14 protein-coding genes are annotated in these 16,996 nt (G+C 40.0%); all 14 read right to left on the reverse strand.

The window, feature by feature from the left end:
• Window positions 1-100: 100 nt before the first annotated feature.
• Window positions 101-2,065 (reverse strand): glucans biosynthesis glucosyltransferase MdoH, encoded by a 1,965-nt coding sequence (gene mdoH, locus DK924_RS16895; RefSeq protein WP_109875736.1) that lies wholly within the window; start codon window positions 2,063-2,065, stop codon window positions 101-103.
• Window positions 2,037-3,659: a glucan biosynthesis protein G gene (locus tag DK924_RS16900; RefSeq protein WP_109875737.1), complete on the reverse strand. Its 1,623-nt coding sequence runs from the start codon at window positions 3,657-3,659 to the stop codon at window positions 2,037-2,039. Before DK924_RS16900 ends, mdoH begins: the two co-directional genes overlap by 29 nt.
• A gap of 331 nt (window positions 3,660-3,990) precedes the next feature.
• Window positions 3,991-6,654, reverse strand: a complete 2,664-nt coding sequence (locus tag DK924_RS16905) for an ExeM/NucH family extracellular endonuclease (RefSeq protein WP_109875738.1) — start codon at window positions 6,652-6,654, stop codon at window positions 3,991-3,993.
• A 263-nt stretch (window positions 6,655-6,917) separates the two neighbouring features.
• Entirely contained in the window at window positions 6,918-7,925 is a 1,008-nt protein-coding gene (gene hemB, locus DK924_RS16910; protein WP_055012311.1) for a porphobilinogen synthase, read from the reverse strand.
• Between the two features lie 12 nt (window positions 7,926-7,937).
• On the reverse strand, window positions 7,938-9,797 hold the full coding sequence (locus DK924_RS16915; RefSeq protein WP_109875739.1) for a diguanylate cyclase: 1,860 nt from the start codon (window positions 9,795-9,797) through the stop codon (window positions 7,938-7,940).
• A complete protein-coding gene (locus DK924_RS16920; protein ID WP_109875740.1) occupies window positions 9,797-10,582 on the reverse strand; it encodes a TatD family hydrolase in 786 nt (261 codons plus the stop codon). The genes DK924_RS16915 and DK924_RS16920 overlap by 1 nt, the downstream gene beginning before the upstream one ends.
• Window positions 10,582-11,091 carry a hypothetical protein gene (locus tag DK924_RS16925; RefSeq protein ID WP_055012309.1) on the reverse strand — a complete coding sequence of 170 codons (510 nt, stop codon included), beginning with the start codon at window positions 11,089-11,091 and terminating at the stop codon, window positions 10,582-10,584. Before DK924_RS16925 ends, DK924_RS16920 begins: the two co-directional genes overlap by 1 nt.
• 1 nt (window position 11,092) lies before the next feature.
• A complete protein-coding gene (tatC, locus tag DK924_RS16930; protein WP_008108549.1) occupies window positions 11,093-11,833 on the reverse strand; it encodes a twin-arginine translocase subunit TatC in 741 nt (246 codons plus the stop codon).
• A gap of 47 nt (window positions 11,834-11,880) precedes the next feature.
• Window positions 11,881-12,213 (reverse strand): Sec-independent protein translocase protein TatB, encoded by a 333-nt coding sequence (gene tatB / locus DK924_RS16935; protein WP_008108547.1) that lies wholly within the window; start codon window positions 12,211-12,213, stop codon window positions 11,881-11,883.
• 5 nt (window positions 12,214-12,218) lie between these two features.
• On the reverse strand, window positions 12,219-12,479 hold the full coding sequence (gene tatA, locus DK924_RS16940; protein ID WP_008108546.1) for a Sec-independent protein translocase subunit TatA: 261 nt from the start codon (window positions 12,477-12,479) through the stop codon (window positions 12,219-12,221).
• Window positions 12,480-12,558: 79 nt separating this feature from the next.
• Window positions 12,559-14,160 carry a ubiquinone biosynthesis regulatory protein kinase UbiB gene (ubiB, locus tag DK924_RS16945; protein ID WP_010392267.1) on the reverse strand — a complete coding sequence of 534 codons (1,602 nt, stop codon included), beginning with the start codon at window positions 14,158-14,160 and terminating at the stop codon, window positions 12,559-12,561.
• A gap of 17 nt (window positions 14,161-14,177) precedes the next feature.
• Complete coding sequence (locus DK924_RS16950; RefSeq protein ID WP_054202682.1) at window positions 14,178-14,837, reverse strand: SCP2 domain-containing protein; 660 nt, start codon at window positions 14,835-14,837, stop codon at window positions 14,178-14,180.
• A gap of 12 nt (window positions 14,838-14,849) precedes the next feature.
• Window positions 14,850-15,605 (reverse strand): bifunctional demethylmenaquinone methyltransferase/2-methoxy-6-polyprenyl-1,4-benzoquinol methylase UbiE, encoded by a 756-nt coding sequence (gene ubiE, locus DK924_RS16955; protein ID WP_008108541.1) that lies wholly within the window; start codon window positions 15,603-15,605, stop codon window positions 14,850-14,852.
• Between the two features lie 108 nt (window positions 15,606-15,713).
• Window positions 15,714-16,670, reverse strand: a complete 957-nt coding sequence (locus tag DK924_RS16960) for a diguanylate cyclase domain-containing protein (RefSeq protein ID WP_109875741.1) — start codon at window positions 16,668-16,670, stop codon at window positions 15,714-15,716.
• Between the last annotated feature and the right edge of the window lie 326 nt (window positions 16,671-16,996).

Consider the following 16,996-nt stretch of genomic DNA (forward strand, 5'->3'; position numbering starts at 1 on the left):
AAGCCCGTCGTATTAAATGAACATGGCTTAAAAAATAAGTGTAAACGCAGCTAAAAAAAAGGAGCAACACAAGGTTGCTCCTTTTTTATTTGTAGTGGCATTAACTTAGCTTATTAGCAGTTTTTGTGATGAGTGCTTTAAACTTCTTTCGATGTGATTCACTACTAAAGTTCTGAATAGGCATTGTCACTTTATGTTCTAATGGTAACAACGGTGTTGCTGTTGAATAACGCCCTACAGGTGGAACGGCTATCTCTTTGAGGTGTACTTTAAGAGCCGCTAATGTTGCATCGTCATTTACTTCACTCGGGCAGAGGAAAATGCCCCACTGCCTTAGCTTAATGCCTAGCTTGATACTACTTGAGTAACGCACAATAGGAGCAGCGAGGATGAGCCCTAATAAAATAGGAGATAACCACCAAAAAAAGACCGGTGTAAAGTAATAAGCAACGCTACCCCATACAATGGCAACAAGCGAAGAAAACAATGTATAACCAAACGCTTCTTTCCATGGCACCATTCTACCTTCACGCGGTTGAGCATCCCATTTTACTTTTTTGCCTAAAAATACACAGACTACAAAGTACGCATGAAATACCATCATCAATGGTGCCACAATAATAGCAAAAATGGTTTCAATGATAGATCCTAAAATGAGCTTTAATGCACCACCAAAGCGCTGTTTACGGTGCACTAAAGTAACAATGACGCCCATAAGTTTAGGTAATAACAAAATAATAATTGTTAGGTAAAGTAATGAGTCAATGAGATCTGTTTTGGCTATTTGCCAAGTCGGAAATAACTGATAGGCACGATTAAAGTAGACATCACTATTTAAAGCACGTGTTACCGCATCTATGGTACTTAATGCCAGCATAGACAACCAAATAAGAGATGAAATATACGCTGTTGCACCTAGTAAAAAGTGCAGTTTGCTCATTAGCTTTAGCTTTGCTGATGAAAGTAAACCTAGATGCTGAATATTACCCTGAACCCAACGTCTGTCTCGTACAGCATAATCTAAGATATTACTGGGAACCTCTTCATAACTGCCTTCAATATCGGCAAGTAATAATACGTCCCAATTTTCGCTATGTAATAGAGAAGCTTCCACAAAATCATGGCTTAAAATTTCTCCACCAAAGGGGGCTTTACCTTTGAGTGTTGGCAAGCCACAGCAATCAATAAACGCACTAACACGAATGATGGCATTATGCCCCCAGTAATTGGCTTTATCGGTTTGCCAAAAAGCAGAGCCAGTAGCTAACATTGGGCTATAAAGAATCGAAGCAAACTGTAAAAAGCGTCCAAAAAAAGTATCTTGGCGCACAGGAATAGGAATAGTTTGAATCAATCCCGCTTGTGGGTTATTCAGCATGCTAGTAGTGAGTTCTAGCATGCATTGACCCGTCATCACACTATCAGCATCCAATACAATCATATGCTCGTATTGGCTACCCCAACGTTCACAAAAATCGGTTAAGTTACCTACTTTACGATGTTTATTATCTTCACGACGACGGTAAAATATCTGTTTTGCTGTATCGCCAAGACGTTCACATAAAGCATGCCATGCGCTTAATTCATTACTAGCAATAGTTGCGTCTTGTGTATCGCTCAGTAAATAAAAATCAAAGTGTTTTAATTGCCCAGTGGCTTTTAACGATTGCAAGCTCACTTCAAAGCCAGCAATAACTCTATGGGTATCTTCATTATAAATAGGCATAACTACAGCCGTTTTTTGCTGTGATAGTGCTTCATTGTTAATGGAGACCGGTTTTATTCTTTTAAGCGTGAGCGGATCTATACGAAGTAGCTGTAGTATAAACCCAATGCAACCACTACAAAACGCGGTGACTATCCAAGCAAAGGTAATAGAAAACAAAGCAAGCAGTGCATACTCAAGCAAGGTCATGCCATTTGAGTTTAAAATTTCAAACATAATTGAAATGCCATAGCCTGAGAGGCCAATAGCAGCTATAGCAAATAACCATACGCGAAGTGTTTTAAAAGGCATTGGTGTGCCAGTACTTTGTTTACTTGATGTCATTTGGATACCAAACATAGCTCCATACCTCGCTCACTGCTTTGTTACGTAGCTTTAGCGATAAACGCATATCTACAGGGTTACTGTCTTTTGGGGCGACTTTGAAGGCAACTCGCCAGCCTAATGATTTTGGTAGCTTTTGCACTGTAATATCACGCGCTTCACCTGTGGTAAGTTGCAAGTCTGCGCTAAGTACTAATTTTTCAGATAATTGATTGATATCAGGGCCAGTAAAGTCAACAGTAAACTGACGATGGCTCTTTGGAGGTGGGTTATCTTCACCAGGCAATGCTGCACTGCCAATGCGTGTTCTAGCCACTTTAGCCAAATTATTTTGGCTTAGATAATCATTAAAGGTCGATATTTTGTAACTAAACTTTAATGCTTCTCCTGCTTTGAACGGCTTTTCAGGAACCCAATAACTTACAATATTATCGTTAGTTTCAGTATCTGTTGGAATCTCAACAAGCTCAACACGGCCATTCCCCCATTCACCTTGTGGTTCTATCCAAAAGCTAGGGCGGTCATGATAATGCGCTTCTATATCAAAGTAGTTATTAAAGTCACGGTCACGCTGTGCAAGGCCAAAGCCTTTAGGATTTTCATATGAAAAAGAGGTTACGCTAAGTTGGGATGGATTATTAAGTGGACGCCATACCCAGTTACCTTCTTGTGATTGCGTGAGCAAACCGTCTGAGTCGTGTACTTCAGGGCGATAATCATCAAAAAACTTGGTACTATTTTCACCGTGATAAAACATACTTGTCAATGGTGCTATACCAAGCTTTTTAACATCTTTACGGGCAAAAATTTGCATGTCGACGCTAACACTTGTCTGCGTGTTAGGGTCTATCTCAAACTTGTAAGCTCCCGCTACTGATGGACTATCAAGTAAAGCAAAAATAGTAATATTAGTTTGCTCGGGTGTTGGTTTAACTAACCAAAATTCTTTGAATGAAGGAAACTCTTCACCAGATGTTTGTGCGGTATCAATCGCCAGTCCTCGTGCAGATAAACCATAAACTTGATTAGGCCCAACTAAGCGAAAATAAGAAGCGCCCTGAAATACCATAACCTCATCTTTATAGTCATCGTTATTTAATGGGTAATGTAATCTAAAACCAGCATGCCCTAACTGCGTACCTTCAATACTTTTTGCTATTTCATCTTTTAAGTGTGCTGCTGTTCCATCATATTGATAAAACTCTGTGCTAAATGGAAGGCGGCTAAGCTTTGCATTTTGATCAACGATATTGATTTTTACTGGCGTTTTATATAAAAAACCGGGGTGAAATAATTGCAGCTCATAAAGCCCTTCATCTTTCCATACCGATTGGCCTTGCTTAAAGCGAATTGAGCGGTAGTCTTGATAATCAATACTATTAAGCGCATCTAACTGTATTTCTTTCGGTGCAATGTAATCTTGTTCAGCAAGCTTTTTAGCCCGCGCACTTAGCACATCAAATAAACTGCTCTGCGGTATTGCGGCTTCAAGTGAAGTTGCAGCAATGGCGCTGTTAGTTCCCCACAGTGAAAAAACCATCAACATCCCAAACAAAGGCTTTTTAAAAACCCTTTGATAAGTAGATATAAGGTGAATGCGCGCTTTCATTTTGAATCCTTTATAAAATAATATGTTTACTGCTAAGATTGACGTTTATCTCAGTTGCTCTTGGTATGGATTAGAAGGACAAGTTGTTTTTCACTTTCAATCAAGCCGCCATAACGCATTTTGACTTTTCGAAAAACAAACAGTGTTAGAGTTACCTTGAGTTAGATATGTACTAAGTCAATGCTTGCATAGATAATAAGCAGTGCTTGCTGAAGCCTGTCTGAATTACATTTGTATATAAAATAAAAAAAGCCGCGAATGCGGCTTTTGAGTTACTTCAAGTAGATACTGGCAACAACTTTAAGTCATGAACCGGTTATTGAAGTCGAAGTTAATCAGCATATTTGGTTGCTTTATAAGTGAGTTTTACATTGCCAAATGGTAAAAAGCCATTTACGCGGACTTTCCATTTACCCGATTTAGGATTGGTAAATGTACAGTTTTCTGCGTTTCCTTTACTAATTGATGCGCAGTCACTTCTAAACAAAGTCGGGCTTCTTTTGTGTCTAACAAATAAGTTTGCATCGCCCCATCCACCGTCTAGGCTAATAGTTAGCTCGTCATAACCTTCAGGAATATCAATGCGGTAGTTTTTCCACCAAAACCAGCCGCGAATATTATCAATTTCACCGGTGATCACCTCTGGTTCTGGCTCCGGTGGCGCGATAATCGTTGAACGAATATCGACAATAACAGGGTCATGATCTGATGCTCTGTAAGGTCCTTGAGCATACAAGCTTGATTGCTGTGCGTCAGATTTAAATTCAACATTATAATCAAGTGAAATAGGCTCATCGGCGTTAATATGCCAATCACTCGCGCTCACTACTTTACTTAATAAGCTCGGGCTTGCTAGGGCGTGATCTAAACTTCCTGCACGACCAGAAAAGCTGTAAGAATAACCTAAGGTGTTGCCATCTAACTCAGCAACCACATTTTTAAGGCCCTTATCAGCAAATGCACGGATAGGATCTTCCATTGCATACGCGTTCATGTCGCCAACAAGAATGATATCTTCATCATCAACTCCTGTTGGTTTGCTATTTAGCCAATCAGCAAATGCATTTGCGCCAGCAGTTCGGATTTCATTCCAACATGCTTGACCGTCACCTTGATCTGCATTGCCGCCAGTGGCACTTCTACAACCACCTTTAGATTTTAGGTGTGCTACGGCAACAGTAAAGACTTCCTCTGTATCTAAAGATTTAAAGCTTTGTGCAATTGGTGCACGGTTGCTGTAATCGAAAGGCGCATCGGTAGTGATTGCTGCAGTACCCACTTGCTGCACTTTATCAGCACGATAAATAAGCGCAGTCGTGATAGCGTCGGTGCCGATTTTATCAACACCAAAATCCACGAATGCATACTGATTTTGACTATCAGCGTCATTAAGTGCATTTACTAAGCTTGCAACAGCACTGAATTCACCAAAGCCGTCATTTTCAATTTCCATTAAGCCAATCACATCCGCTTGCAAAGCACTAATAGCGCTGACTAGCTTGGCTTGTTGGCGAATTAACTCGGCTTCTGAATCAGCACCACGGCTAGTTGGAAAACCACCGCCTTGGCCATCGCCATTAAAGTAGTTAAGTACGTTAAAGCTGGCAACACGTAAATCAGCGTCAGGGTTTAACTCTGGCGCATCGGTGCGTGGATTGGTTGCTATAAACTGAGGTGTTGTTGTTGGGTGAATACGGTAAGTACTAAAGCTGTAAGCTAGCGCACCTGTTACAGAATTTACTGTATCGCCTGTGCGTAGAGTATTCTCTGCTGATAATCCTGGGACAGGGTAAGCGATAGGATCGCGGTTTTGACGAGTTGAGCCATCATCTAAGAGTATTTTTTTATTTATATTTTGCGCTTCAATCGCATTCGCAGCCGCGCCAGGAAGTGCAACTTGAGTACCTTGGTATAAGCGTTCAGTAGCAAGCTCTAGTTCACCATAGCGACCTAAACCATAATTGTTGGTAACAATAAGTGGCTGCTCTAAGGTCACTAACATACCCTCAAACGCTTCTAATTCACTTTGCTCAGTAACGGGTAAAGTAATTTTAGTCGGATAAGCTGAAAGGCCGGTGTCACATATAGCAACTTGACTAACATTGCCAATTTGGGTGGCATCAAAATACTCTTCAACAGTACCTCGTACGCGAACGTGGTCACCAACATTAACATCAGTATTAGTAAAGTAAACAAATACCCCTTCAGAGGTAAGTGGGTTTGTATCTTCATCATAACTCAGTGAGTTAACAAAAAAGCCTTTGAGCTGATCATCAGCCTGGAAGTCAGCTGTTACTACACCTTCAAACTCAACAACAGTGTTAACCATTGGGCTGCTTGCGCCTTCGCCTTGAATGCTGCTAATTAATGTTTTATCAGCGCCACATAATAAAGGCTCTTCAGGTTCTGGGTCTGGATCAGGGTTAGGTGAAGAATTCCCTGCAAAGATACCTAAATCACTAAAGTCATCTTGATCAAATTGCAGCCATAGCTCACTTGGATTAAAAGCGCCATCGGCATCAGTGCGTCCGTTTAGCTCGGTTTCTTTGCGGCGCAATGTTTTATTTTGTGTTTTCACGCCCCCTTCTGACCAAAATGAACCCGGGTCTACACCGCGCTGGCCAAAGCTATCAATAACCACAGAGCCTTGAGTAAGTACCAGCGCATCATCGCCATTAAAGTTAGTCACGGCGCTGAGTTGGTCAGCTTTTTCTTTTAGTTCTGCTGATGCATTCCCATTAACAATGACGTAAGTGCTGTTTGCAGCAAGTTCACCAGTTAAATCGAATGTATTATTTGCATCTGTATTGCCATTTGAATAGAGGCTTAGCGTGTAGCCATCTAATGACAGAGGGGTAGTCGAATTATTAAATAGTTCTACTGCTTTATTATAGCTACTGCCTTCTACGTACTCAGATATAACGAGGTTAGCGGTAGCGGGTGCACTGAGGCTTGCTAATACAAGCGCCAATGGCGTTATTTTTGTTTTCAACATTATTATTTTTCCCGTGTTTTTGTTTCCCCAAATGGGACGCTTAGTGTAATGAAAAATAATTACAAATAGAATACAGAATGTTAACAATGTCGAGATTTGCTTATTTTTTGAGGTTGAAAATACGTTGTGTTTTTAGTTTTGGGTAAGGAAGGGTCTATGTAGTGTGGTTACTTCCCAGAAATGAGAGTAACGCAGCATAAAAAAAGGGCTGCCTTTAAATATACAAAAGGGCAATAAAGCCCTTTTATATCAATATGTCGTTATTATTTATTTAAATAGCGAGCAGCTTGCTTAGCAAAGTAAGTCAGAATGCCATCTGCGCCTGCGCGTTTGAATGCTAATAAAGATTCCATAATAGTAGCTTCTTCGCTCAGCCAGCCATTATCAATAGCGGCTTTATGCATCGCGTATTCACCACTTACCTGATAAGCAAATGTTGGTACACCAAACTCATCTTTAACGCGGCGTACAATATCAAGGTATGGCATACCAGGTTTAACCATTACCATGTCGGCGCCTTCCTGAAGGTCAAGCGCGACTTCGCGAATTGCTTCATCTGAGTTAGCAGGATCCATTTGGTAGGTTTTTTTATCAGCGCCTTTTAAGTTCCCAGCAGATCCTATGGCATCTCTAAATGGGCCATAGTAGCTAGATGCGTATTTAGCTGAATAAGCCATAATACGAGTGTGAATAAAACCATCCGCTTCGAGCGCTTCGCGGATTGCGCCAATACGGCCATCCATCATATCTGATGGAGCAACAACATCGGCACCTGCAGCTGCATGTGATAATGCTTGTTTAACTAATATTTCAGTAGTTACATCGTTTATTACATAGCCTTCGTCATCAATAATGCCGTCTTGCCCGTGAGTAGTAAATGGATCGAGCGCCCCGTCAGTGATCACCCCAAGTTCAGGGAAGGCTTCTTTTAAAGCACGAACAGTGCGTTGTACTAAGCCATCATCGTTATACGCTTCTTCGGCATATAATGATTTTTTATCTGCAGGCGTAACAGGGAAGATAGCCACCGCAGGCACACCTAAATCAACTAATTCTTTAGCTTCTTCGATCAGTAGATCAATTGATAAGCGTTCAATACCGGGCATCGATTCAATGCTTTCACGACGGTTTTTGCCTTCAAGCACAAAAACAGGGTAAATAAGATCATTAACACTCAGCTGATTTTCAGCCATAAGGCGACGAGAGAAATCATTACGGCGCATTCTACGCATGCGAGTATATGGGAAAAGGTCTAGTCCAGATTGGGCCATAAGTATACGCTCCTACTGTGGGATTGAAAAATTAACCACTTGATTGCGGCCATGTTGTTTTGCTAAATAGAGTGCCTTATCGGCATAATCAGTAAATAGTTCAGGTTTATGAATATCATCGGCAATTTGAGTATAAACACCGGCACTAATGGTAAAGTCGATAATAGTCCCCGCTACATTCACACTATTATTTGCTATTGCTAAGCGTGTCTGCTCTGCAATGACCAGTGCACCTTGGTTATTAGTATTAGGTAGCAAAATGACAAATTCTTCACCACCATAACGTGCTACTTCATCTAGTGGGCGCTTAAGCTGTTGTTTAATGGTATCAGACACAGCCCTTATAACTTGATCGCCGGTTAGGTGGCCATAGTTATCGTTAATTGACTTAAATTTGTCAATATCTAACATAATAATGCTCAGTGGCGTTTGTTCGCGGCGCGAACGACGAATTTCCATAATTAGTTTTTTATCGAAAAAGCGCCTATTTTTAATGCCTGTTAAGGCATCTTCCATATTGAGTTGTTCAAGTTCGCGGTTTTTATCTTCTAATTCCCTCAGTGTTACTTGTAACTCAAAGGTGCGTTCATCTACTTGGCTTTCAAGCTCTTGGCGGGTGCGCTCTTGTAATTCAATCCGCTCATTTAATAGCGCATCTTGTGCAGCGTTTTGTGCAATTAATGCTTGCTGCGCTGTTACTTGCTCATCGCGTTGTAATATAAATAACTTTATGACGGTATAACTTAAACAAAATGAGCAACCTAAGGACGCTGCAAAGGTTATCATTAAGCTAGCTCGAGTCACTGTATAAAGGCCGGTTAATGCAATGGCAAAATGAATCACAATAATGAAAAACAATATAAGGGCAATTAATAAGCTTTTATTAGGGCTTGTCGGTTGCTGGCGCAAATAAAGTAATGTAGTTATCACGTGGTAAATAAGAATTATAGGTATAGTTGAGATGGCAAATAAAGTTACACTGGGAGTAGGTAATAACCATATAAAACCGATAATTAACGCATACAGTGTTGTAATGGCAGTTTGACCCTTGAGTAACTTAGAGGCGTTAGGTTTGCACACATGCCGCTGTAAGGGCAGAAGCAGAATTGTGCTCAGCATAAGTAATAGAGGCAGCATTAACTGTTGTAGGCCTGCTATGCTTGAGGGAGCATAACGAAACCCAAAACCACCTATATAAGCTAGAAACAGGCTGAGCATCAATGTAATCACACCTGCATAAGCAAAATAATGTTTACGTGAAAAAGCAAATAAAACTATGCTACTGATAGCCAGTGAAAAAATAAATCCAATCAGCAATCCATAAAGCAAGTTAACCATGCTTTTATGGGCTAATAATGCATCCTGTTGCCATAAGGTGAGAGGGACGCGAAGCCCAATTCCCGCATTATTATTAACTTTGAGGTAAACGGTGGTTTCGCTGTTAGCGGGAAGAGTTAATTTAACCAGCAAAGACTCACTTCTAATCGCTCTATCAGATAAAGGCAGAGCATCACCAATATGTTCCGATTTTAGTTGCTCCTCACCTATAAAGTGGTACAGGTATATATTGTTCAGAAGTGGGTTATCGAACGATAGGATTGGCTCTATTGGCTCATTAAGGTAATTATTTAGTTGAAATTGAATCCACACAGGCCGAGACTCAAGGCCTAAATTAAGTGGCTTATTATTAAGTAGCAGCCATTCTTGTAAATTGCTTTGTCGTGCATCTTCTAATGAGGTAGGAACAAACGAATAATGAATACCTTCTATTGTTTTTGAATTAAATTCGCTATTTATCTCGATTGCACTTGCAGGAAAACAGGATGCATAAAACACCATAGTGAATACCAGCAAAGCGCAAAAGGTTCGCATTATTTTTTCTCTATTCCAAACAAATGATTAAAGTTTTCACTTGTATGCTTTGCAACATCACATGCAGGAATACCATAAAGCTGAGCAAGCGTGTCACAAACATAATGCAGCAATGCTGGCTCATTACGTCTTGATTTTGGCTTAGGTTTAACAGTGCGAGGAATTAAAAAGGGTGCATCGGTTTCAATTAATAAACGCTCAATGGGAATGCTAGGGATCAGTTGTTGTAATTCTTTGCCACGTCGTTCGTCACATACCCAGCCGGTGATACCAATATAAAGGCCCAAATTTAAGTAACCTGCGAGTGCTTGTGCATCACCAGTAAAACAATGCAGTACACCGCGTACAGTAAACTCATTTAAAATAGCAAGCATGTCGTCACTGGCGTCGCGTTCATGCAAATAAACAGGCAGGTTTAGCTTTTCAGCTAATGCGAGCTGACGACGAAACACATCACGCTGCACATCTCTTGGAGAAAAGTCGCGATTATAATCTAGCCCGCACTCACCTATGGCAATAATCTGCTCATGTTGAGCTAGCTGAGTGAGTTGTTGCTCAAGTTCAGAGGTTGCTGTTTTTGCATCATGAGGGTGAATACCCGCGCTAGCATATTGGTCATAGCGTGCAGCAAGTGCTAATGATTCTTCGCTGGAGCTGATATCGCAGCCAATAATTAGCATATGCTTAACACCGACCTCTATTGCCCGAGCGAGCACTTCTTGATGCTGACCATCAAATTGATGATTAGTTAAATTTATGCCAGCATCAATTAACGTGTATTGCATTACTGGGTGCGTTTTACACGAATTGAACGGTTTTGATCTGCTTTTTTAAGTAAAAAAGAGTTGAATACGCCACGGCTAATAATAACGGTATCGCCTTCATCTAATCTCAAGCTATCTGAGCCAATTTGACGCCACTGCTGATTATTCTCTAAAGTAATAATTAGCTCACCATAAGGTGCTTTTTTAACAGATGAAATTATTGATGTAATAGACTCTTCCCCATTTTCAGTAATTTCTTTGTGCTCTAAACCAAATTCTTTTTCTTTGATAGCCACGGGTGCTGTTACGGTAGACGTGTCAGCTTTTACATTAGCTTGAGCAGGTTGCTCTGGCTGTTTACGAGCTGATTGAGTGAGCGATTTTCCGGCAATGGTGTTGTCATAGCATAGTAAACGATTAAAATCGTTTTCAATAAAACTACAGGCTTGCAACGCTTGTTCATTGATAGGAGTTGCGGCTAAAACCGGTACACTTGCTAAAGCGAGTAAAGAAAGTAAATGCTTATTCATATTATTCCTCAGATTCTTGTTGTGGTTTTGCGGTATAAAATTTCGCTAAAATTAAGCCAAGCTCAAATAACAGCAGCATAGGGAGTGCTAATAGAGTTTGTGATAAAACGTCTGGTGGCGTTAAAAACATCGCCACTACAAATACGCCGACCACTATATAAGGGCGCTTTTCTTTTAGGCTTTGTGTGGTTGTTGCACCGCTCCAACAGAGCAACATAATCGCCACTGGAATTTCAAATGCAATGCCAAAAGCAAAAAATAGCTTAAGAACAAAGCCTAAATAGCTACTGATATCTGGGGCTAGGGTCATCATTTGAGGACCTGCACTGGTGAAAAACCCTAAAATAATTGGCAGTACTACAAAGTAGCAAAAAGCAATGCCACCATAAAATAAGAAAATACTGGAAGCTAATATTGGCATCAGCATTTTCTTTTCGTGCTGATATAAACCTGGGGCTATAAATCCCCAAATTTGATGTAAAATCCAAGGGATGGCCGCAAATAAAGCAACAAACAACGTTAGTTTAAAGGGAGCAAAAAATGGCGCAGTGACATCCGTTGCTATCATAGTGGCAGTACTAGGTAAATGAGCGACTAGAGGAGCAGCTACAAACGTATAAATATCGTTTGCAAAGTAAACCAAACCAATAAATATCACTAAAATACTCAATAGCGATTTTATCAACCGGTCACGCAACTCGATTAAATGAGCGACAAATCCTGATTTTACTTCTTCAGTCATTGTTTTCTATACCTGCATTAAGCGCATGAAAAAAGAGAGTGCCATAATTATTTAGAGTCATCTGTTGCTTGGTTATTAGTGGCTTGGCTTTGATTTTTTTTATAGCTGTGAGTAACTGATTGCGCTGCTTGTTGCAGCTCAGAAACAGAGTGTTGTAGGTCAGGGCTTAAATCTTTAAGACCTTGTTGCTCTGCTTTTTTTAGGTTTTCATGTAGCTCGTTTACACGAAGCTCTTCACTCACTTCAGCTTTTACTGAGTTAGCCATTGCTTTGGCTGTTTTAACCCAGCGGCTTACGGTTCTAATAGCAACAGGTAAGCGTTCCGGCCCTAGTACTACCAAGCCGACAATAAATACCACAACAAGCTCCCACATTCCCATGCTAGTTAAACCTTGTCGTTATCTTTAGTTTTGCTAGTTGTACTTGAATCGATTGGTGTTGATTCTGATGATTTTTGGATCTGTTCAGTTTTATCTTCGCTAGCTTGTTTTTCAGCATTTTGGTCATCAGACATAGCTTTTTTAAAGCCTTTAACTGCGCCACCTAAATCACCACCCATACCGCGTAGTTTTTTTGTACCAAATAAAAGTACAATGATTGCAAGTACAATTAATAATTGCCAAATACTAATACCACCAAAACCCATGGTTTTCTCCTGCTTTTAAGCCATAAAATAATAAGGTTAAGTGCTGATTATACGCCCAAAGTGGCAAATAGCACTTAGTTTATGAGCGGCGCCAAGCCGCTATAAAGCCAATAACAGCACAGCTTAAGACAACGCCAGCAGCGATTAAGTTGTGTTGTAAATAAAATAAAGCTGAGACAATCATCGCAGCACTACTAAACAGTCCTAAAACCAATGGTTTATGTGAAACCTTAATTTCAGGTGCGTGAGAGTGTGGTGCTCGCTTTAAATTTTGATAAATTAAATCGGGTAGTTCAGGCATTTTTTCTGCCCAAAACGGTAAGTTTGCATACATTTGCTTTAGCACAGACAGCGGGCCCACTTGTTGTTTAACCCAGTCTTCTAAAAATGGTTTTGCTGTTTTCCACAAGTCCAGTTGTGGGTATAGCTGACGACCTAAGCCCTCAACATACAGCAAGGTTTTTTGTAATAATACGAGTTGCGGTTGAACCTGCATATTAAAGCGACGTGCGGTATTAAATAAGTTAACCAATACATGACCAAATGATATTTCAGCCAGTGGTTTATTAAAAATAGGCTCGCACACGGTGCGAATAGCAAATTCAAACTCTTCAATGCTGGTATCAGGTGGTACCCAGCCTGAATCAACATGTAGCTGTGCTACTTGGCGGTAGTCGCGGTTAAAAAAGGCAATGAAATTTTCAGCTAAATAGCGTTTATCTTCTTTGTTAAGAGTTCCAACAATACCGCAATCTATACCAATATATTTAGGATTATGCGGGTTTTCGCGTGACACAAAAATATTACCCGGGTGCATGTCGGCATGAAAAAAACTGTCGCGGAATACTTGAGTAAAAAACACTTCTACTCCGCGTTCTGCTAATAACTTCATGTTGGTGTTTTGTGCCATCAACGCTTCAGTGTCCGAAACCGGAATACCGTAAATACGCTCCATAACCAGTACATTACTGCGGCTATAATCACTATATACTGTTGGAATGTATAGCGATTCTGAACCTTCAAAGTTACGCTTTAATTGAATGCCATTAGCGCCCTCACGCATTAAGTCGAGCTCATCGAGCAATGTTTTTTTATACTCTTTAACCACTTCCACTGGGCGTAATCGCTTGGCTTCGTTAATTAACTTACCGACAACCTTAGCCAATTTTTCCATTAGTGCTAAGTCAGCGTTGATTTGTTGCTCAATATTAGGGCGAATAACTTTAATAACAACATCTTGCGATTCACCTTGAGGATCAACAAGAGTAGCAGTATGCACTTGAGCAATTGAGGCCGATGCCAAAGGTATTTGTGAAAATTCGCTAAATAGCTGGCTAATATCATCTATTTCTAATGCTTTTTCGATGATTCTCTGGGCTAGTTCACCCTCGAACGGTTCTACCTGATCTTGTAAAAAGGCTAATTCCAAGGCGATATCATGAGGCAGTAAATCGCGCCGAGTTGAAAGCATTTGGCCAAACTTTATCCACACAGGGCCAAGCTGTTGTAGTGCTAAACGAAGTCTTAAGCCAGGAGGTTTATCTTTGTGTTGGTTGCGCAACCAAAACAAACTGCCACGAGCAAGTTTAGCAAACCAAGGTACTTTATGTTTGGGTACAAGCTCATCAAGTCCGAAGCTAAGCAGGGTTTTAGTTATGTAATACAGTCGGGCAGTTGACACAAAAAATCCTTAGCGCGTTAAAGGGCTTTAATTAGGGCGTTAATACGTTGCTCAATGGCGGCAACATGGCCTTTTAGTGCTCTATTTTGTTGTTTAAATTGCTCAAGCTCTAATGGGTGAATGGTGATTGCCAGTTCGTCTTGGCACACACTAATAAAAGTATTATCGAGCTGAGACTTTGCTTTTTTACCTTGCTGCTTAAGCGACTGCAAGTGCAAATAAAGTTGTTGTGCAGGCGCGTCGCCAATATGCTTTGCTAGTTGCTCTGGCCAATCAATCTCTACACTTGAAAAGGCTGAACTATAGTGTTGAGCTATATTTAAATCGCCTTGTAAATCAAGCTTATCTTGGCGAATAAGTTGAGTCAGCATGGCTGGGTTTTTCAGTGCTAACAACGTATCTATATTGGCGCTGATCATACAATCAGCGTCAGCATGTTCGAATGCAGTGTAAAGATGTAGCTGCTGATTGGCATAAGTAATGGCTATTTTTTGCTGCCAGTCTCTAACCTCAACTAATAAGCGCTGATGCTCTACCGTTTTTAGTTTATCGAGTAAGCTCGGATCGAGTTTAAGCGCTTGATTTAATACTTGCTCAATAAGCGAAAGTACAAAGCTCGGTAGCATAAAAAAACTGCCTGCAGCCGGTTGTTCTTTACTGTGTTCTTCAAGCGCCATAAATTACGAACCTTAGTATTTAAATCCACGATGCAGGGCAACAATGCCACCAGTTAGATTTTGATAAGTCGCTTGCTCAAACCCTGCTTCGACCATCATCGCTTTAAGGGTTTCTTGATCTGGATGCATACGAATTGACTCTGCTAAGTATTGGTATGATTCACTGTCGTTAGCAACTAGTTTACCCATAGTAGGTAAAATGTTGAAAGAGTAAAAATCATACGCCTTGCTGAGAAGCTCTTGCTCTGGTTTTGAAAACTCAAGAATGAGTAAACGACCACCTGGCTTTAAAATGCGGTACATAGAGCGCAATGCTTTATTTTGGTCGGTGACATTACGTAAGCCAAAAGCAATCGTAATTAAATCAAAACTATTATCAGGGAAAGGCAAGGCTTCGGCATTCATTTGTACGTAATCAATGTTGCCTACAAGGCCTAAGTTATGCAGCTTTTCGCGGCCTACTTTTAACATTGAAGAGTTTATATCACCTAAAACAACCTGACCGGTTTCGCCAACAAGCTGGCTAAACTTTGCAGTTAAATCGCCAGTACCGCCGGCTAAATCTAATACATGATGACCTTTACGAATACCTGAGCTGGCAATTGTTTGACGTTTCCATAAACGATGAATACCAAAAGACATGAGATCATTCATAACATCGTACTTTGTCGCAACAGAATGAAATACATCAGCAACCATAGAAGCTTTTTCGGTTTCGGCAACAGTTTTATAGCCAAAATGCGTGGTCTTTTCAGGGTTCTCGTTCATGATTAATCTCTATCGTGGTAATAAAGACTAGTGTACTTGATTGTGCACCAAGGGCGCAATTTGAATATGATTTATCAGTTAATTTTATTGTTTGAACAGTGTACTGGGTTATTGAGATGCGCGTGATTTAAACGCCGCGTTTGAGGCACTTTTAACTAGTTGGTTAAAGTCGCCTTGTTGTTCCGTAATCCCTAATGAGAGAGAAATGGGAGGGAGTTTTAGATCGCTTTTTGAACTTATAAAGCGTAGTTTTTCAACTCCAGCCATTACTTTTTCTGCAATCAGCTTAGCAGTTTCTGGCTCAATGTTAGCAAGTAGAACGATAAATTGGTCTTTTGCAGAGCGCCCGGCTAAGCCACTTTGTGAAACATACTTTTGAACTTGCTTAGCTACTTTATTTAAAATCACTTCGCCAATGGCATCACCAAAGTTATTAATAAAATGCTCTAAATTATCAATTTGAATGGCAATTGCTGAAATTGACTTATCTTGTTTTAGCCATAATTGTGTTTGCTTAGTTAAATAATGGCGTTTGTATAAGCCTGTTTGTGGGTCAATCACATGTTGTTTGCGCAAGGTATTAAGTTGTTTTTTAGTGGCTTCGTGTAGTTTTTTTGCCTGGCTAAGTTCTTGTTTAAATTGCGCTTGTTGTGAGAGAAGTAACTGTGTTTGCTCATTTAACCTTTCTAAAGCGAGGCGACTGTTAGCAATATTATTTTCATCTAAAGAATGCAAGCAGTCATTAACATGGCCTGCAAAATCGTTAAGTTTTTTTTCTGTTTGCTGTGCATTTCGCGATAGTGAATTGATCACGCCATTGACGTTTTCAATCATTGCTACTTCGGTTTTATGACCCTGATTTAAATATTCAAAATAGAGTTGCTCAATAAATAGCTCATCAATATTTTGATTTGCATCTATGGCATCATCAATAGCATTGTTAAGCGCAAAATGGATTTTACTAATGTATGTATACACAACTTGAAAATTTAAGGGGGTAGGAGGCAAAACATGATGCTCTAAAAACATACATACTTTTGTCATTTTTTCTTGTGCTATAGCCATGGAGTCATGGAACATCATTTGCAATTACCAACCAAATACGCATAAATGCTGATTTATAAAACTCGTCCAATGAGGCAATTTGCTTCCAAGCGCAGATACAATAATCATTATATCTGTGATTTAAAAGTAAAATGAGTCGTAGTTGGTTAAAATGACGCTATAAATTCAATAACCGTTGCTTTTTTGAGCAATTACTCTAATTGTTAAGTATTAACTTAAGTTAATAAAATGATTACTACCGTATATTTTCGCAATTGGTCGTATATTTATTTGCTATTTATTTAGGCTACGATAGGTTTATCACATCTGTAACGTCACTAAGCTCA

It is taken from the genome of Pseudoalteromonas sp. meg-B1 (assembly GCF_003173795.1).
Classification (GTDB): Bacteria; Pseudomonadota; Gammaproteobacteria; order Enterobacterales; family Alteromonadaceae; genus Pseudoalteromonas; species Pseudoalteromonas undina.